This window comes from Staphylococcus sp. HMSC62A08 (genome assembly GCF_001839105.1).
GTDB lineage: Bacteria > Bacillota > Bacilli > Staphylococcales > Staphylococcaceae > Staphylococcus > Staphylococcus caprae.
In genome coordinates, this window is sequence record NZ_KV840056.1 from 38,001 (window position 1) to 59,342 (window position 21,342).

General features: G+C 32.5%; 19 protein-coding genes, 1 tRNA gene and 1 pseudogene. 8 read left to right on the plus strand and 13 right to left on the minus strand.

Annotated features, from left to right (window positions below; all coding sequences use genetic code 11):
- Positions 1-107 precede the first annotated feature (107 nt).
- From HMPREF3264_RS11845 to HMPREF3264_RS11885, 10 genes and pseudogenes are all read right to left on the minus strand, one after another.
- Entirely contained in the window at positions 108-455 is a 348-nt protein-coding gene (locus HMPREF3264_RS11845) for a membrane protein (RefSeq protein WP_037541747.1), read from the minus strand.
- A 97-nt stretch (positions 456-552) separates the two neighbouring features.
- Positions 553-1,890, minus strand: a complete 1,338-nt coding sequence (gene gtfB, locus HMPREF3264_RS11850) for an accessory Sec system glycosylation chaperone GtfB (protein WP_070873435.1) — start codon at positions 1,888-1,890, stop codon at positions 553-555.
- Positions 1,883-3,391 carry an accessory Sec system glycosyltransferase GtfA gene (gtfA, locus tag HMPREF3264_RS11855; protein WP_070873436.1) on the minus strand — a complete coding sequence of 503 codons (1,509 nt, stop codon included), beginning with the start codon at positions 3,389-3,391 and terminating at the stop codon, positions 1,883-1,885. The genes gtfB and gtfA overlap by 8 nt, the downstream gene beginning before the upstream one ends.
- 18 nt (positions 3,392-3,409) lie before the next feature.
- Positions 3,410-3,598: pseudogene (locus tag HMPREF3264_RS12510) on the minus strand (hypothetical protein); the annotation flags it as partial.
- Between the two features lie 78 nt (positions 3,599-3,676).
- The gene (locus tag HMPREF3264_RS11860) at positions 3,677-4,591 is read right to left on the minus strand and encodes a hypothetical protein (protein WP_256323994.1); all 915 of its coding nucleotides are present in this window, start codon (positions 4,589-4,591) and stop codon (positions 3,677-3,679) included.
- Positions 4,592-5,444: 853 nt separating this feature from the next.
- Positions 5,445-6,095 (minus strand): SDR family oxidoreductase, encoded by a 651-nt coding sequence (locus tag HMPREF3264_RS11865; RefSeq protein WP_070873438.1) that lies wholly within the window; start codon positions 6,093-6,095, stop codon positions 5,445-5,447.
- 210 nt (positions 6,096-6,305) lie between these two features.
- Positions 6,306-7,115 carry a phosphonate ABC transporter, permease protein PhnE gene (phnE, locus tag HMPREF3264_RS11870; protein ID WP_002444697.1) on the minus strand — a complete coding sequence of 270 codons (810 nt, stop codon included), beginning with the start codon at positions 7,113-7,115 and terminating at the stop codon, positions 6,306-6,308.
- Positions 7,112-7,918, minus strand: coding sequence for a phosphonate ABC transporter, permease protein PhnE (phnE, locus tag HMPREF3264_RS11875; protein ID WP_070873439.1), 807 nt, complete (start codon positions 7,916-7,918; stop codon positions 7,112-7,114). Before phnE (HMPREF3264_RS11875) ends, phnE (HMPREF3264_RS11870) begins: the two co-directional genes overlap by 4 nt.
- Before the next feature lies 1 nt (position 7,919).
- Entirely contained in the window at positions 7,920-8,693 is a 774-nt protein-coding gene (gene phnC, locus HMPREF3264_RS11880) for a phosphonate ABC transporter ATP-binding protein (protein WP_044466621.1), read from the minus strand.
- Positions 8,694-8,814: 121 nt separating this feature from the next.
- On the minus strand, positions 8,815-9,768 hold the full coding sequence (locus HMPREF3264_RS11885) for a phosphate/phosphite/phosphonate ABC transporter substrate-binding protein (RefSeq protein ID WP_037541749.1): 954 nt from the start codon (positions 9,766-9,768) through the stop codon (positions 8,815-8,817).
- Positions 9,769-10,001: 233 nt separating this feature from the next.
- On the opposite strand from HMPREF3264_RS11885, the gene HMPREF3264_RS11890 reads away from it, so the two are divergent.
- From HMPREF3264_RS11890 to HMPREF3264_RS11900, 3 genes are all read left to right on the plus strand, one after another.
- Entirely contained in the window at positions 10,002-11,555 is a 1,554-nt protein-coding gene (locus HMPREF3264_RS11890; RefSeq protein ID WP_070873440.1) for a Gldg family protein, read from the plus strand.
- Positions 11,556-11,627: 72 nt separating this feature from the next.
- Positions 11,628-13,163 (plus strand): bifunctional metallophosphatase/5'-nucleotidase, encoded by a 1,536-nt coding sequence (locus tag HMPREF3264_RS11895; RefSeq protein WP_070873441.1) that lies wholly within the window; start codon positions 11,628-11,630, stop codon positions 13,161-13,163.
- A gap of 10 nt (positions 13,164-13,173) precedes the next feature.
- Entirely contained in the window at positions 13,174-13,551 is a 378-nt protein-coding gene (locus HMPREF3264_RS11900) for an iron chaperone (protein WP_070873442.1), read from the plus strand.
- Positions 13,552-13,725: 174 nt separating this feature from the next.
- Here the strand turns inward: HMPREF3264_RS11900 and HMPREF3264_RS11905 are convergent, their stop codons facing one another.
- Entirely contained in the window at positions 13,726-14,895 is a 1,170-nt protein-coding gene (locus HMPREF3264_RS11905; protein WP_070873443.1) for an MFS transporter, read from the minus strand.
- Between the two features lie 599 nt (positions 14,896-15,494).
- Between HMPREF3264_RS11905 and HMPREF3264_RS11910 the strand changes: the two genes are divergently transcribed.
- A tRNA-Thr gene (locus tag HMPREF3264_RS11910) sits at positions 15,495-15,583 on the plus strand.
- A gap of 256 nt (positions 15,584-15,839) precedes the next feature.
- Here the strand turns inward: HMPREF3264_RS11910 and HMPREF3264_RS11915 are convergent.
- On the minus strand, positions 15,840-16,484 hold the full coding sequence (locus HMPREF3264_RS11915) for a hypothetical protein (RefSeq protein ID WP_070873444.1): 645 nt from the start codon (positions 16,482-16,484) through the stop codon (positions 15,840-15,842).
- A gap of 523 nt (positions 16,485-17,007) precedes the next feature.
- Entirely contained in the window at positions 17,008-17,580 is a 573-nt protein-coding gene (locus HMPREF3264_RS11920; protein ID WP_002444719.1) for a TetR/AcrR family transcriptional regulator, read from the minus strand.
- Between the two features lie 165 nt (positions 17,581-17,745).
- Between HMPREF3264_RS11920 and icaA the strand changes: the two genes are divergently transcribed.
- From icaA to icaC, 4 genes are read left to right on the plus strand one after another with little or no spacing between them, the layout of a single operon-like run.
- Positions 17,746-18,981 carry a poly-beta-1,6 N-acetyl-D-glucosamine synthase IcaA gene (gene icaA / locus HMPREF3264_RS11925; protein WP_070873445.1) on the plus strand — a complete coding sequence of 412 codons (1,236 nt, stop codon included), beginning with the start codon at positions 17,746-17,748 and terminating at the stop codon, positions 18,979-18,981.
- On the plus strand, positions 18,945-19,250 hold the full coding sequence (gene icaD / locus HMPREF3264_RS11930; RefSeq protein ID WP_037541753.1) for an intracellular adhesion protein IcaD: 306 nt from the start codon (positions 18,945-18,947) through the stop codon (positions 19,248-19,250). The genes icaA and icaD overlap by 37 nt, the downstream gene beginning before the upstream one ends.
- Complete coding sequence (gene icaB, locus HMPREF3264_RS11935) at positions 19,247-20,116, plus strand: intercellular adhesin biosynthesis polysaccharide N-deacetylase (RefSeq protein WP_070873446.1); 870 nt, start codon at positions 19,247-19,249, stop codon at positions 20,114-20,116. Before icaD ends, icaB begins: the two co-directional genes overlap by 4 nt.
- On the plus strand, positions 20,103-21,176 hold the full coding sequence (gene icaC, locus HMPREF3264_RS11940; protein WP_070873447.1) for a polysaccharide intercellular adhesin biosynthesis/export protein IcaC: 1,074 nt from the start codon (positions 20,103-20,105) through the stop codon (positions 21,174-21,176). The genes icaB and icaC overlap by 14 nt, the downstream gene beginning before the upstream one ends.
- Positions 21,177-21,342 lie beyond the last annotated feature (166 nt).

Here is a 21,342-nt window from a genome sequence, read left to right on the forward strand (position 1 = left end):
TGGGAAACCGATTAACGGCGTCCCAAAAGCTTGTTTCTTTAGCCACATTTCTTGTTAAGTTCTATAAAAAAGAGAGTTAGAACAAAAGCTCCAACTCTCTTAAATCATTATATAATCAATAACTTAATTCCTTTGACAATATTTGTTAAGAACAGCACAATAGCCCAAATAAAGAAAATCGCTGCAGCTATGAGACCTATCGTGATACCTAGACCAGCATGTGCATCGTCAAATAATGTAGGGACAACCATTATACTGAAAAAGCCTATCGCAGTAAAAACCCATGTAAATATATGGTTGAATAATGCATTTCTTGAATAAGTTGAAGCTGGGCGTTTAGCTACAATCCAGACGATAAGTGGAAATAACACCGGTGCAAAAAAGACGCTTAAATAACTTAAAGCTCCTAAAATATTATTTGCTTTTTCGTTATATCTTTCATCAAAGTTTTCCATTTTTTTCACCTCAGTTATATCTAAACACATCATTGTGCTCAATTTAAGTTATATCACTCATAATTACAACATTGTAAGTTACGCAGCATAAAATCACTTAATTTAACGCTTCTTCTAATACTGATTTGAAGTTTACTTTAGAAATTTCATTCGCATGCACTTGCTGTGAATTTAATCTTTCGCTAAATCTGTCTTTATTTTCATCTATTTCTTTAAGCATTTGACTTAATTGTTCAAGGTCTTGTATCGAACATTGATTGTCAGGAGACGTTACATTAAAATGATGCGCCGTCTCAGTATACCCAAGAATTAACATATGATGATCAAATGCTTTTCTAACAGCATTTAAAATTTCTCCACCTTCATTGATGTCTAAATAAATATCACAGTATTCATACAACTGATTTACCATATTTTGTTTAATTGCAGGATAAAGTTTGACATTTGGGTAGTCACCTAAATCCATTAGTCGTGAAGACATTTCAGTAATTGCAGCAATATGGAACTGATAATCCGTATGTTTGGTTACTAAATATTCTAAATGCGGGATTTGATCAGAATTCGTCAGCGTAAGTATATTGTTAGAATATTGATTCTCTTTTTCCTTATGATACAAGTATCCCGAAGCATGAACATATCTACGTTCTTCCTCACTTAAATGACCTATGATATTTTCATATTCATCCTTTTCAGGAATAATAACACTGAACTGTCTTTCGGTATTATTGTTAAATATTAACCTCATATTTCCCGGGACATGATTCCTAGAATGTTCTTGCCAGAATAAAATACCTTTACCCTTCGTTGGTAAATCATAGAGTGCTAAAAATGGTGTAGATAAACTATTAAATATGACTTGGTCTAAATCAATATGAATCTCTTGAAGATAAAACTTGATGAACTCCCTTTTAGATGCGAAGAAATAGGATTTCCCTTGATAATCCACGACAAAATCTTTGGTAACGAAGTTTTCATAAATCACTTCTTTACCTTCTCGATTCATATATTTTTTTAAAATCGGTGTTCCAGCTAAATCATAGACAGTTTCTGCAATTTTAAAACCTTCTTTATTATAATGATCGACTGAACGCAAACGTTGTTTTTTATCTAACCATTCAACGAAGCTGACCACACGCGTTTTGAAGTTCTTTCTATAGAAAATCTTTCCTCTTAACTCACCCATATCGATAATTTTGGCCATTGTGCCGTCACCTTTAATTTCCCAGAAATCAGGCGTGACAACGTCATTGAAGAAAGCGGGCTTGTCATCTTCATATACTTGATACGTCGCAAAATATTGATACGGTGATGTGACTTCATCAGGTAAAAAGCCATCGTCATTCATCACAATTGTAAAGTGATTATATCCTGCAAGTTTAAGAGAGTCATGTAATTCACGTGTCTTGTTATCATAGTTTTCAAATAAATTAATCATGTAGCACCTCTTCTATCAATTGTCTCCAATGTTCTACAATATGTGATGTCTTGAAAGGTTCTGCAATGTTATATGAAATCTCGTGTGGCTGTTTTGGGCCATTTTCAAAAAATTGAACAATCTTATCAGCCATTCGATTGATGACTTCATCGATTGTTTCATAGTCTAAATCGATCGGTATAAGATAGCCGTTCTCATTATGTCGAATAAACGTAGGACATCCATAATTCACATCAAAACCAATCATCCCAAGTCCTGAGCCAACCGCTTCCATTAAAGTAAGCCCGAATCCTTCACTTTGTGATGCTGAAACGAATAATTCATACTGATGGTAGATCTCTTGCAGATTTGTATGACCTTTCAAACGTATATAATCCTGCGCTTCATATTCTTCGATCATCTTTTCAATTTTATTTCTTTCCGAACCTTCACCATAAATATCAAAACGAAGATGTGGTACACGTGATTTCGCCCTAATCACTGCCTTTGCAATCCAATCCACATGCTTTTCACTCGCCAACCGTGAAGCCGTCATGATTGAATAAGGACATCTAGGATGTTGTGGATACATTAAGGTATGCAGACTGCCCACTGGTATAGTTCTAATGCGAGGAACATCATGTGTGTACGTTCTAAACTGTTGAGTTAAAATTTTATTCTGTAAATCTGTAGCTGTGATGAAGAAATCAATATGTCTCGCGTTTTCAAATTGATACTCATAATAGTTATTCCATAAAATATGGGTGTTGTCGGTGGAATTTTTACTGTAGTGTTCTGCATGAACCACAATCCCTACCTTACTGTTGCCCTTATTTTGCAAAATGGCCTGACCGACATCTGTTGAACGATCAATAATCACAATATCGTTATGAGATAAATGAAGTTTTCGAATAAAATATGCGATGAATTCTTCTTTACTATATAAACGTGCATCGTCAAACACATATACATGCGCATCATCGTCGATATATTCGTTATATACAATCGAGCCATCTTCATTATAAAACTGGCGCATATAAAGTTTCGCTCTCTTCTCAAAAGGGGCATAGTATTCTGAAAATGTACGAACGTAGCTATAAAAATCTTTACGAATCAACATGCCATTAACGACAAATTCAGCACGATCAACATAGTTTTCTTCTGGATTTTTTAAATAACACGTCACGAAAGTTTGGTCATTGTTTAAATAAAACCTTAAAACTTTCCCTTTCCTCTCGTGACGCGAAACATCATTACCTAATTCTGAAATCAAATCATTAACAGTATAAGTGGTTGGTGCAATTTTTATGTCTGTAAAATATTGATATAACCAAATTACTTCTTCATCTTTAAAACCCATATTGCTTGTTAGTGTTTGGATATTTTCAGATTGAATAAAGTCTAGAAAGACAAATTTTATTGGATAATGAAGTTGGCGAAGCAATTTAGCTCGATAGGCTTGTGCATATTCTACACCACTACTTGCCCAACCAATGCCAAAGTTAATGTTATAAATTGTCATGCCTTTACACCTCTTTATTTATGGAAAATGGATGACCATATCATCAAATTTATCAAATGTTAGAATACTTAAGCATAAATTTCTAATTATTTTTCTTTTAACGTCTTTTGTCATCAATTCATATGTTTCTAAAGCCACTTTATGATATTCAAATATGACGTTTCTCTGACCATTTTGTCGATTATTGACGCTTGCTTTAAGTTGTTGTTTGGACTGTTTCATTTAGAATCGGATGAGTGCTTCACGGTTGTTGTGTATGTATTTTCATTCTTAATATTTTCTTATTTATATCGTCTTGAAGTTATATTTTTCATCTTGAATTCCATCTTTCAAATAAATCCCCCACAGAATGTAGCATAATGCTCCGGCATTTAAAGACTTGAACATGATTATTTCTATACAATTAACAAGTAACGTTGCTATAAACAATACAATCGTCACTCTAAAAGGTTTTCTAGCTAAAAGAATCACTTTCAATATGTAAATTACATAGCAAGTCAGTCCAATCATACCTGTAAAAATAATAACTTCAAAAATGATATTTCCCGCTTCAATGTTTAAATTTTTTAGATAACCATTCGCATGATGCATAGGTATTCCGAATCCACTACCTAAAAATGGATGAGTTTCAAAAGCATATTGAATATTTTTGATTTGATTATCTTTAGGCATAAGTACATTTTCTATTGAATTCCCTTTAAAAATGAAGTTTACCACTAAGGAGTGAACTAAAGGATGAAAAATACTTGTTATAGCTAGCATTAGAATTCCCAAAATCATCGGGTATTTATAGCGCTTTTTTAAATTTAAAAGTAATAAAATAATTAAGAGACTTATCATCAGCGTTACCCATGCTAGTTTAGAATCTGTTAAATAAAGTTCAATTATTGCAATTAATACAACAAATAAATTTAATAAATTTATTTCATATTCCCGCAGGATATAGAGGATAAGAATCAATAATCCCATTAAAAGAACTACCGCAAAGGTTTTGTAATCACTCAAAAAGCCATGAAATGACTCACCCTTAATGAAATAATTTGTTGGCTTCAACACGATGGGTAACAAGGAAAAGATAATTAGCAACTTTACTTGTTGTGCAGTCCATATTACAAGTTCTTCAATATCTTTAATTAAACATATTAATAGTACGATAATCGTTAAAGGAATAAAGTAATTAATAATTTTAATTACAGACATCATTGGATAGTCCGAGACAACAAGACTTATCAATATATAAATCAACATTTTTTTCATTGACGAAAAAGCAAAGTTAAACATAATATAACTTCGCGTCCATTTCTTAATATATCTAATAAGGAAAAATATTCCTATCACATATATTAAAATGTATTGCATATATGTGATAAAAACAGTACTTTCTCCAAGATCAAAAGTCGAATTCATTAAAGTTCTTATCATATATAGATATATAAGTTGAATTACGCCGATTACGCCTCTTTTGAGTAGTATGAGTGATAATAATATTGCTAAAAAGAGCGTCCATTTATTGCATATACTCATTATGAAAATGAGACTAATTAGTGTATTTTCTCTGATGGTCTGTTTGTTCATTTTCAAAAATTGTTTCATTTATACTTCTCCAAATCATCTTGCTGTTAATTCTACTGCGTCTTTAGAAAGACTCGCTTGAGGTGTGAAATGATAAGCCTACTATGCCTACTCACCTATTTATTTCTATTGTTATTTTATAATTTTATTATGTTTTGTAATTATAGCATGAAATGTTTGTGGCACATATATTTTTAGCAATTCCAGCCATTTTCTATAAAAAAAGCAGGGAGAGGGACAGAAATATAATTTAGCAAAATTATTTTCGTTGTCCCACTCCCAACTTGCATTGTTTGTAGAATTTCTTTTTAAGAAATTCTCTATGTTGGGGCCCCGCCGGGTGTTGGGGCCTCGCCGGCAAGGATGGCTAGGATTGAAAGAAGCTTGATATAAGCGCACTTTCAATTCAGACATCTACTGCCAATATGTTAAGGAAGGCTGAAACATTTAATTATGTCTCAGCCTCTGAACTGCATATCATTTATTTAATATTTTTCAAAGCATCTTTTATCTCAGTTTGACCTGATTGAATAAAAATGTCTTTTCCTTCTACTGAAGGTTCTTGAAGTGATTCAATTAATACCGTTGCAACATCTTCACGTGGAATTGTATAACTATTTGGGTCTCCATTAATTTTTGATTCAGCTTCAATTTTGCCAGTTCCTTCATCATCTTGAAGTGGGCCTGGATGAACGATTGTGTAATTTAATCCTGAATTTTCAATGTAAAGATCTGAAAAATGTTTTGCAACTGCATAAGGTCTCATCACATCTGATTCTTTTTCAGGTTCAATACTGTCTGTTGCACTTAATTGAACAAACTTTTTCACATTATGATTTAATGCGAAATCTACGGCTTTTTTAGCACCCAATAAATCAACTAGCAACGTTTTATCTGCGCCAGTGCTACCACCTGAGCCTGCTGTAAAGATGACGCTATCTACGCCTTCAAATGCATTTGAGAAATCGTCCTCTAAATCTTGAACAACCACTTTATCTGCGCCTAAGTCTTTAAGTTCATTAACTTGTTCTTCTTTACGTACTAGAGCTACTGAAGAATGATCAGTATCTTTTAATTGAGAAATCACTTTTCTACCAACTGCTCCATTAGAGCCGATAACTAAAACGTTCATTGATATAACCCCTTCCTTATTTTGTATGCACATGCATATTAACGCTTAAATCAATGCAACTCAACTCATATGCTTATATACCTTATAGGTGTGTTGTTTTCCTGAAAATTAAAAAAAGAGCATACCGGGCGTCTTAAAAGTGAGTCTCTCTATTTAAAAACTCTAATTTGAAACATTTAAGACGGTAAGTATACTCATTAAAATAGATAATCACACGATACGTTTACGTATTGCTCCGGAAATAAGGTCAACAATTGCCACCATAAGCACTAATCCTATTAAAATAATACCTACACGATCCCATGAACGTGTTTGTAACGCGAAGATTAGTGGCGTTCCTATACCTCCAGCACCGATTAAACCTAAGATAGAGGCAGAACGTAAATTTAACTCAAAACGATAAAGAATCAATGATATAAACGATGGAAGAATTTGTGGGATCACAGCAAATATCAATGTTTTAGTTTTATTGGCACCACTTGCTTTTAATGATTCTACGGCACTAAAATCTAAACTTTCAATATCTTCTACAAATAATTTCCCTAACATTCCTACTGAATGAATACCTAGTGCTAATACACCTGAAAAAGAACCTGGTCCAACAGCTTTAATAAAAATAAGTGCCATCACAATTTCTGGAAAAACTCTGATAATACTTAAGATAAATTTGCTTGTCCCAGTAACTGGTCTTAATTTAACCATATTTCTTGCTCCTAAAAATGCAAAAGGAATACATATAATAGAAGCAATAAAAGTACCGATGACAGCTATAGCAAATGTTTCTAATAAACCTCTTAACAAGTCCTCACCTGCAGGTATGTATATATAACCTAAATCTGGATGAAACAGACCATAAAAAATTGACTTTAGTATTTCAATGGATTTACTTTTTAGTTCGAGTGCAGGCATACCAGCAAAGGCCCAAATAATGATAATCGCTACTACAACAGCAATCATCCAATTCTTTATCATTTTTTGACGATGTCGTTTTGAATTCAATTCAAACTTTTGTTCATTCATGCTAATTTCTCCCTCACTTTCGAACTCACAAAGTCGATAATGACAACGATGACAAGTGTGAATAAAATAATCATTGCTGTTTTCTTATATTGGAATAATCCTAAAGTTTGATCATAGAATAATCCGATACCTCCCGCACCAACTAAACCTAAAACAGCTGATGCACGAATGTTAATTTCAAAGGCAAATAAAACATATGACATAAATGAAGAAATTGCTTGAGGAACAACGCCAAATACAATCCATTTAATTTTGTTGGCACCAACAGCTGTCATTGCCTCCATTGGACCTGGGTCGATTGTTTCTAGAGATTCATATAATAGCTTTCCAATAATACAGATAGTGAGAATAAATAATGCTAATACCCCTGGAATTTGTCCAATACCAAATACAGCAACGAATACTGCTGCTAAGAGAAGGTCGGGTATTGTACGGACGATATTCAGAATAAAACGAGCTGGAATAGCAATCCACTTTGTTTGAACAATATTACTCGCACATAACAACGCTACTGGTATAGATACAATACTCCCAAGAAACGTACCTACAATTGCCATTCGAATCGTATCTAACATCGGTTTGGTAATCTGATCAAGATAATTCCAGTCTGGTGGCACCATTTGGCCAAAGAACGAACCAATTTGTGGAATGCCTACCATTAAGTCACCAATACTAAATCCCGTATAAATAAAACTCCAAATAATCAAAGCAGTAATTAATATAATTGAAAAGCTTGTTTTAAGTGACATCTTTTTATTTAAATATTGATCATATTTATTCGTAGATGATGTAGGTGTAGCCATATTACTCCACTCCTAACTTTTCATCGTCATTAATTGCACGACCGTAAATATGATTGAACACTTCTTCATCCGCTTCATGTGCTGGTCCATCGTAAACGAGTTCACCGGCTCTCAAACCGATAATTCTAGATCCATATTCACGTGCTAAATCTACAAAGTGTAAATTAATTAAGATTGTAATGCCTAATTCTTCGTTAATTTTCTTTAAATCATCCATAACTTGTTTCGTTGTCAATGGATCTAATGACGCCACTGGTTCATCGGCCAAGATAATTTCTGATTCTTGGCATAATGCACGTGCTATAGAAATACGTTGTTGTTGTCCACCAGAAAGTTGATCTGAACGTTGGTCGTATTTATCTAGAATATTTACACGTTCTAATGCATTCATGGCTTTAATTTTATCTTCTTTAGGAAATAGACCGAGAACCATTTTCCATGTCGGATGATAACCTACTCTTCCACTTAATACATTTCTTAAGACGGTAGAACGTTTAACAAGATTGAAATGCTGAAAAATCATCCCAATATTACGTCGCATTTCTAATAACTTTTTACCACGCGCTTTCGTAATCGATTGCCCTTCAATCGTAATGTCACCAGAAGTGATATCATGCAAACGATTGACTGATCTCAATAATGTTGATTTACCTGCACCTGACAACCCAACAATTACTGCGAAGTCACCCTTTTCAATATTTAAATTGATATCTTTTAATCCCACATGTCCATTTGGATATACCTTGCTCACATTCTTGAATTCAATTTGACTCATAACATACACCCTTCTTTTAAAAAGAAAAGCTAAGAAGTCTGAACAATCGATTAATCAATCTTTACATTCAGTCTCCTAGCTTTTCTGTTTTTGATTCAATTCATTCTATCGTTTAATTGTTTTATTTCATGTCTTGAACTTCTTTTTCATATTTTCTTACGATATCGAAGTTAGAATCTTTTGTATCTGTATATCCTTCATGTGAATACACTTCACTGATGATTTTGTGACCTTTTTTAGATTTAGCGATTTCTTTGAAAGCTTTTTTAAGTTTTTCTTGGAATTTCTTATCCATATCAGGACGTACTGAAATTGTATCGTTTGGAATTGGTTCAGTCAGTTTTAAAATTTTAGTATCTTTGAACACGTTTGGTTGGTCTTTTTTAACTATCGTACGTGCATCTTGGAATACTGCTGCTGCATCAACGTCTCCGTTTAATAAAGATATAACTGCTTGGTCGTGTCCTTTCACGTTTACAATTTTCATATCTTTAGTTGCATTGATACCTGTCTCTTTTTTAAGTGTAGCTAATGGGAATGTGTATCCTGCTGTAGAAGTTACATCTTGAAGTGCAATTTTTTTACCTTTTAAATCTTTTAAGCTCTTAATTTTTGAGTCTTTCTTAACTAAGATTTCAGATTTATAATCATCGACTAATTTTTTATTTGGTGAACCGTCATTATTTACACCAAAACGTTGTGCTTGAAGTAATAAGTCTGCTGCTTTTTGGTCATGCGCTAATGTATAAGCAGTTGGTGGTAAGAAACCTACGTCAACTTTTTTAGATTTCATTGCTTCTACAATTGTATTGTAGTTTGTTGAAACTGATACTTTTACTGGAATACCTAATTTGTCAGATAATAACTTTTCTAATGGTTTCGCCTTTGCTTCTAATTTATCCGCATTTTGAGATGGTACGAATTGAACTGTTAATTCCTTTGGTTTATAACCGTCTGAACTAGATTTACTATCTGAACTTTTCTTATTATTGTCTAACGAGCTAGAGTTCCCACAGGCTGCCGCGAAAATAACTACCGATAAAACAAGTACTACTAAAAATTTCAAATTCTTCATTATAATAACTGTCCCCTTCACATTTATAATGGTGTAATATGTATATTTTTGAACCTATAATTATAGATTAGCATATCTAATAAGTAATGAGTATTTAATTTCAATTAAATTTATAAATTTTTTATAATAAACAATAAGAGTTTGTAAAGAAATCGTTAAGGTCATACAGTACTTTAAGTTTATATACTATAATTTTAAAAAGTATAAATTATAGTGAGGAGTCAATGATAGAGATGAAAATATTTAAAATACTAGGTTCTACTGTATTAGCAACTGCCATTTCAGTAACATCGATTCACTCAGCACAAGCAACGACACAATCCTCTTCTTCAACTTCAAATCAAAGTAATCAAAATGTACTATTTGATAATTCTCATGAACAAACAGCTGGTGCAGCTGATTGGGTCATTGATGGAGCATTCTCAGATTATGCTGATTCAATGAAACAACAAGGCTATAATGTAAAAGAATTAGATGGTGAAGCAAATATTAGTGATAGCACGCTTAAAAATACTCACATTTTAGTTATTCCGGAAGCGAATAATCCATTTAAAGAAAAAGAACAACAAGCCATCGTCAATTTTGTTAAACGTGGAGGTAGTGTCATTTTCATCTCAGACCATTACAATGCTGATAGAAATTTAAATCGTATTGATTCTTCTGAAACGATGAATGGGTATCGTCGTGGTGCTTATCAAGATATGACAAAAGATATGGATAACGGTGAGAAAAACTCTAAAGCGATGCAAGGGGTTAAAAGTTCTGACTGGCTATCTGACAACTTCGGCGTACGCTTTAGATACAACGCATTAGGTGATTTGAATACAACAAACATTGTATCTAGTAAAGATAGCTTTGGTATTACAGAAAACGTTCATTCCGTTTCTATGCATTCAGGTTCAACTCTAGCAATTACTAATCCAGATAAAGCTAAAGGCATTGTCTATCTTCCTGATAACTTGTCTAACAACCAGAAATGGTCCCACGCTGTTGATCAAGGCATCTATAATGGCGGAGGTATTAAAGAAGGTCCGTATGTAGCTATTTCAAAAATAGGTAAAGGGAAAGCAGCATTTATCGGTGATACATCACTTGTAGAAGATAGTTCACCTAAGTATCAACGTGAAGATAATGGTAAATCGAAAAAGACATATGATGGTTTTGAAGAACAAGATAATGGCACACTTTTAAAAAATTTAACGACATGGATGGGTAAAACTGATAGTCATTCATCTATGAAAGAGACAGGTGTTAAACTTGATAGTAAAACGCCTCTATTAAACTTTGAAAAGCCAGAAAATTCTACAGAACCTCAAAAAGAACCTTGGTCTCAACCTGAGAAAGGTTACAAATGGTACGACCGTTCAACATTTAAACCGGGCAGTTATGGTAGCACACAAAGTGGTTCTGATAACAATGATAACGGTAATAACCATCATGGATCTGATAATGAAAAGGTGGGCGATGCTCAGTTTCTTTTGCCAAAGGACATTGAACCTAATCATCCGTTCCAAGTTAAGATAAAACTTAAAGGTTATCCTGCAAATAGTACGATTGATGACTTATCAGTTGGAATTTATAAAGATGGTGGTAAACAAATAGGTAGCTTCTCTACTAATGATTCAGAATTTAGTAGTCCAGGTTATAGCGAGAAACAATCTGTGAAGACTGATAGTCATGGCGAAGCTACATTGACATTAACCGCTAAAGTCTCAGAAGATATTAAAGATGCACATATTAGAATCAAACAAGGTAAGAAAGTATTAAAGACAAGTGATATTAATTAATATATGTAATATTTTAAGAGGCATTGGTACAATATGGGTGTATCAATGTCTTTTTTATGGAGGTTTAGGCAGATGTCTCAATTAGCATTTTATGTAGTAAGTGATGTACACGGATTTATCTTTCCAACTGATTTTTCAGATCGACATAATGAGTTACCTATGGGTTTATTAAAAGCGAATCATCTCATTGAACAAGACAGCACGCACTATGATGGCACGATAAAAGTTGAAAATGGAGATTTTTTGCAAGGCTCCCCTCTGTGCAATTATTTAGTTTCTGAACTAAAATCAAGTCGTCCATTAACTGATATTTATAACCGATTAGGATTTAGTTTCGGAACAATTGGTAACCATGAATTTAATTATGGCTTAAGTTATTTAAAAGATACGATTCAACGGCTTGATTATCCCATTTTATGTGCTAACATTTTTGAAAATGGAGAACCCTTTACGGGTCAAGGAATTACCTATTTACATCAAAATGATGTAACCATTGGCGTCATCGGTTTAACAACACAATTTATTCCTCACTGGGAACAGCCTGAATACATTAAATCTTTAACGTTTGAAAGTGCTGTTGAAACCTTAAAAACGCATTTACCAGAATTACGAAAGCATAGCGATATCGTTGTTGTAAGTTACCATGGTGGGTTCGAACGAGATTTAGAAACTGAAGAACCGACCGAAGCTCAAACTGGTGAAAATGAAGCCTCAGAAATTTTACGTTTATTCAGTAGTGACATTGATGTATTAATCACAGGCCACCAACACCGTGACATCGCTATGATTCACAACCAAACAGCAATAATACAACCTGGTACACGAGGCACTAAAGTCGGAAAAATTGTTTTAAATATTGAAAGTCAAAAAGATATTCAAGTTGAATCATGTACGTTATTAAATGTTGAAGATGATCCTAACTTTGAAATTGAACCTCAAGATTCAAAACTACGTACACATTTAGAAGATTGGTTAGATAAAAAAGTGGCGACTTTGCCTACTTCAATGCGTGTTGAGAATGCTTTTGAAGCTAGAGTTAAGCCTCATCCGTTCATCAATTTACTAAACTACATTTTACTTGAAAGTAGCGGAGCTGATATCGCATGTACTGCCCTATTTGATTCTGCTAAGGGATTTGAAACAGATATTACCATGCGGGATATCATCAATAACTATCCTTTTCCAAATACATTTAAGGTACTTGAACTGAGTGGTAGTGATATTAAACGAGCTATTGAACGTTCAGCCTCTTATTTTGATTTACATGATAATAAAATAAGTGTGAGCGCAGACTTCCTTGGGCCTAAACCTCAGCATTTCAATTATGATATATTTGCAGGAATTCATTATACAATTAATGTGAGCCGCCCTTATGGAGAACGTGTGAGCGAATTGAGTATAAATGGACAACCCTTGGATGAAAATAAAACATATACAATTTGTGTGAATAATTATCGTGCGGTTGGTGGGGGTAATTATGATATGTATGTAGATAAAACAGTAGTTAAAGATATTCAAATTGATGGGGCTCAGTTATTAATCAACTATTTATCTAATAATGACTTAAGTCACATTCCTCAAGTTGTTAATTTTGAAGTCGTAAAATAAAGGAGATATCATGTCAGAATTCACAGCATTTTTAAAAAATATTGAAGTTGCAGACCATCGTGAAAAAATGGAAGGCTTATTTGAATGGATTGATTCACGTTTTCCCGAATTGAAGCGTGTGGTTAAATGGAATCAACCTATGTATACTTACAATGACACATTTATTATCGCATTTAGTAAAGCGAAACATCATTTTTCTATTATGCCAGAGGCTGCTTGTTTAAAACATTTTAAACAACGTGTCGCTGATGCTGGTTATACACAAACAGATAATTTATTAAGAATTAAATGGGATCAAGAAATTGATTATCCTCTAATTGAAGAAATGATTACATTGAATATGAAGGAAAAAGAAAATTATTCTAAGTTCTGGAGAGATCATAAATAATTGTTATATACATGGTTCAAAATATTTATATTTGAACGTGAATCATACTATAAGAGCTCCTCAAATGATTGTTTTAAAAACTTTCATTTAAGGAGCTCAATTTATATCAATGCTATTTTTAGTTTTGAACTTACATTTTCATAGTAAAAATCTTATTTCAAAATGGCGGATTATTTAGTTACTAAATGTGATGTGCTTTCTTTCATAAAGATGATTAACAAAATTAAGAACGATACCTAATATGATAATCCCACCAGAAATAAATGTAATTTGAATATAAGGTAAGCCAATAGATAGCAGTATAGAACCAATCATGGCACCTAAGAAGTTTGCCACGTTAAACACTGACGCCGCTAAAGTACTGGCAAGTAAAGGCGCTTCGTGTGCACTTAGTATAATCTTGCTGTTGAGCAATGGCGTTGTGCCAAATGTTCCGAAACCGAACATAAAACATATGATTAATGCTAAAACCGCGTAATGAACAACTGTGACAAACAGAATAATTGTAACGAATAAAAGTAAAAATGTGAGATAAAGATTCTTCGTTAATTTTTGTTCGGGAATACTTCCTGTGACTAAATTTCCAATTACCCCACCTAATCCGAACATAAATAGACAAACTGTAAGTCCTACAACTTTATATGGGGAAAAATCTCGAATCATCGGTTCCATAAATGTATACGTAGTAAACACGCCTGAATATCCAAATACAATAATAGAAATAACGATAAGAATATGTGGATTTTTAAATACTTTTAATTCATTAGCAATATTAGCTTCAGCGCTTAATGAAACTTTTGGAACAAATTTAATCATTCCTATCATTGTAATCACAGCTAAGCCAATCATGACACCAAATACAGTTCTCCAATTGGCAAATCCCCCAAGGAATGATCCGAATGGTACACCTATCATGACAGCAATGGTTAGACCAGCTTGTACTAATGCAATCGCTTGTGGTTTCTTTGCGGGAGGAGCAACTGCAGCTGCTACGCTCATACATACGCCAAAGAATGGTGCGTGCATTGCTGCTGACATTAATCTTGATAATAATAATACGTTGAAATTAGGTGCTAACATTCCTACTAAATTACTTATAATGAATATGGCTACTAAAATAGGTAATAATCGATGACCATGTACTTTTAAAGTAAATATTCTCATAAATGGTCCGATGACAGCGACACTAATTGCATAAACACTAATTAATAAACCAGCGCTTGAAATAGAAACTTTCATATCACTAGCTATTTGTGTTAGCAAACCTGTGACTACATATTCTGCCATACCAACAGTAAATGTTCCTAACATAAATACGATGAACATCATTTTGTTTTCTCTCATTATTGCTCACTCCCTTTTTCTAATTTTTAAAAAATCAACATGAGTGATATATTATAAAAAATCATAACGCTTGTGAAGAGGTAAATTGAAATTTATTGTAGTATTTAAAAGTAGTGAGCGTAAGCTTTCATGTTATTTTCATAATAATAATATTAAGACAATTTTTGATGACGCAATATAAAGGCCATTGTAAAATTATCGAGATTTGAACAAAAATATGTATAATCATAAAAATGTGCCACTTTGATAACTAAGATGGCATTTCATTTTTCTCTTCCCTAACATAATGAAATTTAACGTAAGTTTTTGAGAAGACTTTGATCAATTGTTATATTTATTTATAGAATTGTAATCATTGGAGGCTTATGATGTGTTCTGAGAATAAAAAAGATCAGAAAAAACGTAGAAATTGTTGGCTGTGGTATATTTGGGACACCATTTTTGATGTTATATTTTATAGTATCATCGGTGTGGTTAGATTGATTAAACATTGGATTTGATAGATATATGAGAATGGAATTTACATAAATTTAAAGAAAATGATACTTTCTCTTTACAAAATGCTTTGTGCGTTCTATAATAATTAATGTTCTGATTTTGGAGGGATACTCAAGTCTGGCTTAAGAGGCCAATCATTCGTGATTGGTAGGAGCTTTTGCTCGCGTTGGTTCAAATCCTTCTCCCTCCGCTAATATATTAAGGCAAGTTCTTATTACGAGAACTTGCCTTTTTTGTGTTCAATTTTATTTTTGAAAAGGTAAATTGAACGCGTTTCTTCTATTATATATAAGTAATTTTGACCTTTCATTTTTCAATTTTATAAATATCAAAAAACCATAACGTATCTTATTAAGAAGCAACGTAAAGGAATACTTCTTGAATATCATACGCTATGGCTATGCTAACTAAATTAAGTTTTATTTATTGAATGCTTTTACTTCCAATTATTTATGTGGTTTGAACGTTTTTTGTGGTGCATAAATTGTAGTATTATATTTGTCTGCAATTTTTTGTGTTTCTTTATTTACTTTTTTCTCAAATGTTTTTTTAGACATTTTAGATGCGTCACCGACATTTTTCTCTAATTCAGCGTATTGTGCTTCTGTCATTCCTTTTGGTGGTATACCTGCATATGGACGATTTCCTTGATGAGTTTGAGTTGAATGTGGCTTATATGTTTTTTGTGGTGCGTAAATTGTATTACCATATTTATTTGCGATTTTTTGTGTTTCTCTATCTACTCTTTTGTTGAATACAGAATCAGGCATTTCGTTAGCATTGCCTACATTATATTCTAATTCAGAATATTGCTTTGAAGTCATACCTCTTGGCGCTATACCTGCATACGGTCTTGCTCCCATATCCGTACGTCCTTGTTTATCAAATTTTTTTAAATATCCCATTTTAGTGTTAAATTCTTTATTACTGATAATTCCATCTTTTTTTAGTTTTGTTAATGATTCAACTTTTTCTTTATACGTAGCTGTATTGCCGTGATGATATTCACTCGCATTTGCGACTCCTGTTACGCCTGATAAAGCAATCGTACCTGCTAATACTGCACTACTTAATAAAGTGACTTTCTTCATTCTACTGTAACCCCTTTCAAAAGTTTAAATCTTACAACTTTTACGTTATCATAAACTTTTAATTATTTCATTTATATTACAGAATTTTTACTGTCATTTTACATTCTTTAAATTAAATAACACTTATTAAATATAATTTTCCCATAATATAATAAAAAGCACCTACAACGAACACATTGTAGGTGCTAAAAATATTATATATATCTATTTAATTAGTAACTATCTCTCATGTTGAAAGGCTATCAACAATTGTATAAGTGAATTTAACAATTATGATCAAGCTATCATTTTTTATTATTGTAAATTTTAGCATCTGCCAAAAATTATATACATAAGTAAATCATTTTTATGAATAATTCTTATTACATTTGAATTATTCACTTTTCTAAGAAATTGCATAAAATTCAAATTTTATAAACTATACTTTAAGAATCTCAATTTTCATAAATGTTGTCAACTATTTTTTGATTTCAAAAAAAATATGCAATGCAATTTCATGTAAAAACAAGAAATTTATTACACACTAGTTACCAAAATTATTTTTTACAAACACATTTAATAAAGAATATACTTGGTCTTTATAGCAATTCTTATTTTCTTCAATAACCCCGAATTTCTGTGAAAAGGATGCTCGCAAATACCAACTCTCTAAAAAAAGGAGTATCAAATTTTGAAAATCTTCTTTACCCATAGACATTTCGGAGGGATCATAATATCTTATAATTTCACTATCTAGCACTTCATTGACTTCTTTGAGATGATTGTGAATCTCTGGTGTTAACTCGTCTGGTGCACTGGATAATTGGACATATAACCTGATATACCTTTCATCGATATCAAATATAAATTCAAATAAAAACTGGTAAAGCCCATCAATTGAGTAGTTAGAATCACTGTTGTTTTCGAGTATAAACGTTTTAAAGTAGTTAAAACAGTTTTCTACACTTTTACGATAAATCTCTTCTTTATTGCTGTAATGATAATATAAACTTGCTTTTTTGATGTTTACACTTTTAGCAATATCATCAAGTGTAGTACCGTAATATCCCTTTTCAGAAAATAAGGTTATTGCATTATCAATAATCTTATTCTTCAATTCTAAAATCTCCCCCTTATTTAATTTTTAATCGTTATATTACAGAAAAATTAAGTTAAAATTACAAATATTACTTTTCAAGTATAACAACATTCTATTGCAAATTGAAATACTTTCGATTAATATATTCGATGCAACCTAACTAACGAAAGGTAGGTAAATAAAATGCAATTTTTTAACTTTTTGCTTTTTTACCCTATTTTCATGTCAATTTACTGGATAGTAGGTTCAATTTATTACTTTTTCACTAAAGAATCGCCCTTTAATAAGCGAGATATAGTCAACAACAATGAACAAATTGAAGGCATCACTTTCTTACTAGCATGTTACAACGAAAGTGAAACTGTAAGAGATACGCTATCGAATGTCCTGTCACTTAATTACGCAAAAAAGGAAATTATTATCATCAATGATGGCAGTTCTGATAATACTGCTGACATTATTTATGATATGAAGAAACATCACGACTTTAAGTTTGTGGATTTACAAGTTAATAGAGGTAAAGCAAATGCTTTAAACGAAGGTGTGAAGCAAGCTTCATATGACTACGTGATGTGCTTAGATGCAGATACGATTGTGGATCAAGATGCCCCGTATTATATGATGGACAACTTCAAGAACGACCCTAAACTAGGTGCTGTCACAGGTAACCCACGTATTCGCAACAAGAGTTCAATTTTAGGAAAGATACAAACGATAGAATATGCGAGCTTGATCGGATGTATTAAACGCAGTCAATCACTGGCTGGCGCGATTAACACAATTTCTGGTGTGTTTACATTATTTAAGAAAAGCGCACTGAAAGAAGTCGGCTATTGGGATACTGATATGATTACCGAAGATATAGCAGTATCGTGGAAATTACACCTAGCGGGGTTTCATATCTTATATGAACCACGCGCATTGTGTTGGATGCTTGTGCCTGAAACAGTTGGTGGTCTATGGAAACAACGTGTGAGATGGGCTCAAGGTGGACATGAAGTACTTCTTAGAGATTTTTGGGCAACAATGAAATCTAAGAAATTATCACTTTATATCCTCATGTTTGAACAAATCATCTCTATCACTTGGGTTTATATCATTCTGCTATACCTGGCATTTTTGTTGATGACTGCTAACTTCTTAGATTACACATATTTGAAATATAGCTTTTCAATTTTTTTCCTTTCATCATTTACGATGACATTTATCAACATTATTCAGTTTACAGTTGCTTTATTTATAGACAGTCGCTACGAAAAGAAAAATATAGTTGGTTTAATTTTTGTGAGTTGGTATCCAACAGTTTATTGGACTATCAACGCTGCCGTTGTCATTTTCGCGTTTCCTAAAGCATTAAAAAGAAAGAAAGGTGGCTATGCTACATGGTCAAGCCCAGACAGAGGAAATATCCAACGGTAAAATCGTCTTTGAATTTAGTTAGGGAGAGCTTATTCATCGCGATATCTTGCGCATTTTGGATTTATTGTGTCGTTGTCATGATTGTATATATAGGGACGCTTATCAATTCACAAGTTGAAAGTGTGATTACGATACGTATTGCACTCAATGTGGAGAACGTAGAAATTTATAAGATATTTGAATTGATGCTGATTTTCTCAATCATTATTTTCATATTCTTTACTTTTAGTATGATTTTTCAAAAAATTAAGAAAGGTCGTGAAGCATGAAGCCTTTCAAATTTATCTTGATTAGCTTAATTATGATGTTAGTAATGACGAATGTAATACCAATCTTTCATCATAATGCAAAAGCTGATGAAGACAACAAGAAGTTAAAGTATCACAAGAATAGCGCTTTAGCGTTAAACTATCACAGAGTTAGAAAAAATGACCCCTTGAATGATTTTATAACTTTATTTTCAAGTAGTAAGGAAATTAAGAATTATAGTGTGACGGATAAAGAATTTGAGTCACAAATCAAATGGCTGAAGGAACATGATGCAAAGTTCCTTACTTTAAAAGAGTTTCTGAAGTATAAAAAGAAAGGTAAGTTTCCAAAACGTAGTGTGTGGATTAATTTCGATGATATGGATCAAACTATTTATCAAAATGCATTCCCAATTTTAAAAAAATATAAAATTCCAGCAACTGGATTTGTGATTACTGGACATATTGGTCAACAAAACTTCCATAATTTAGATATGATGACTCAGTCTCAATTATCAGAAATGTATCGTACAGGCCTTTGGGATTTCGAAACACACACGAACAATCTACATTCGTTAAAGAAAGGAAATAAGTCAAAGTTTCTAGAAGCATCTAATCCTGCTGCTACTAAGGATATTGAAGATAGTGAAGATGAGTTAAATTCTAAATTTGGCAAAAATCAACATGCCATCGCTTACCCTTATGGTCTAATCAACAATAGTAAAATTCAAGCTTCTAAAGATGCAGGTATGAAATACGGATTTACATTAAGTGAAAAAGCTGTCACTCCAAATGTAAATAATTACAAAATACCTCGTATTCTAGTAAGTAACGATGCATTCGAAACTTTAATTAAGAAATGGGACGGTTTCAATGAAGAAAAATAGACTTGAATTAGTATACTTACGTACTTTTATATGTATCATCATTATTGTCACGCATTTATTAACACAAATCACTTTAGAACATGAACATCTTTCAGGAAGTTCGCTTATTCTGCAATTTTATATAAGAAATATAGTCATATTTGGGACACCTAGTTTTATCGTTTTATCACAGTTGTTAACTACATTAAATTATAAATCTGTTAGCGTGCAATATTTATTTTCTCGCTTTAAGTATATCTTTATTCCTTATATATTAGTGGGACTATTTTATAGTTATAGTGAATCATTGTTAACCGCTTCGTCTTTCAAAAAGCAATTTATTGAAAATGTGATTTTGGGACAATGGTATGGTTATTTCATCATTATTATCATGCAATTCTTCATTTTATCGTACGTGATTTATAAGATTAATTATAAACTTTTTAATAGTAAGCTTTTATTATTGCTAGCCTTTGTCATACAACAAGCATTTTTATATTATTTTAATCATAGCGATGCTTTTCATGGATTTGTAAAACATTATTATCCATTAAGTGAGAATACGATGATACTTGGATGGATTTTCTATTTCTTTTTAGGTGGCTATATCGGGTACAACTATGAACGCGTGCTATCATTCTTAGAAAAATATCTCGTCATCATGATTATGCTAGCATTGGGTTCATATGTACTATTTATTGCTATATCTGGGGAAGATTATTGGAATGTAACCAGTTTTACGTATTCACTCACGCTTTATAACAGTGTGATGTTCTTTGTACTTGTAGGTATTTGCGCACACTTTAAAACCATGTTACTTAACACGGTTCAGATGATTAGTGCATTTTCATTCTTTATTTATTTGCTACATCCAATTATTTTGGATTCGCTATTTGCGTATACTAATATCTTTGAGGATAACACGGTTGTCTTCTTAGCCGTTTCCTTGCTGATGATTCTCGGCATCTGCATTGGTGTTGGTATGATATTGAGAGAATTTTATATTTTTAGGTTCGTTATTGGCAAACAGCCGTATAAGCTACAGTTTAATCATTATCAACCTAGTTGGAAATCACACTAATGTTGGAAAAGCGCCACCCGCAGAGATAAAATTGATGGATCTCTGCGGGTGGCGCTTTGGGTTTGTGATGGATTACTTTTTATGAGAATAATACTTTCAATACTCTAAAGAATGAACCGATTAATTGGAATAATGTACCTGACATTGGATTTCACCCCTTTCACTT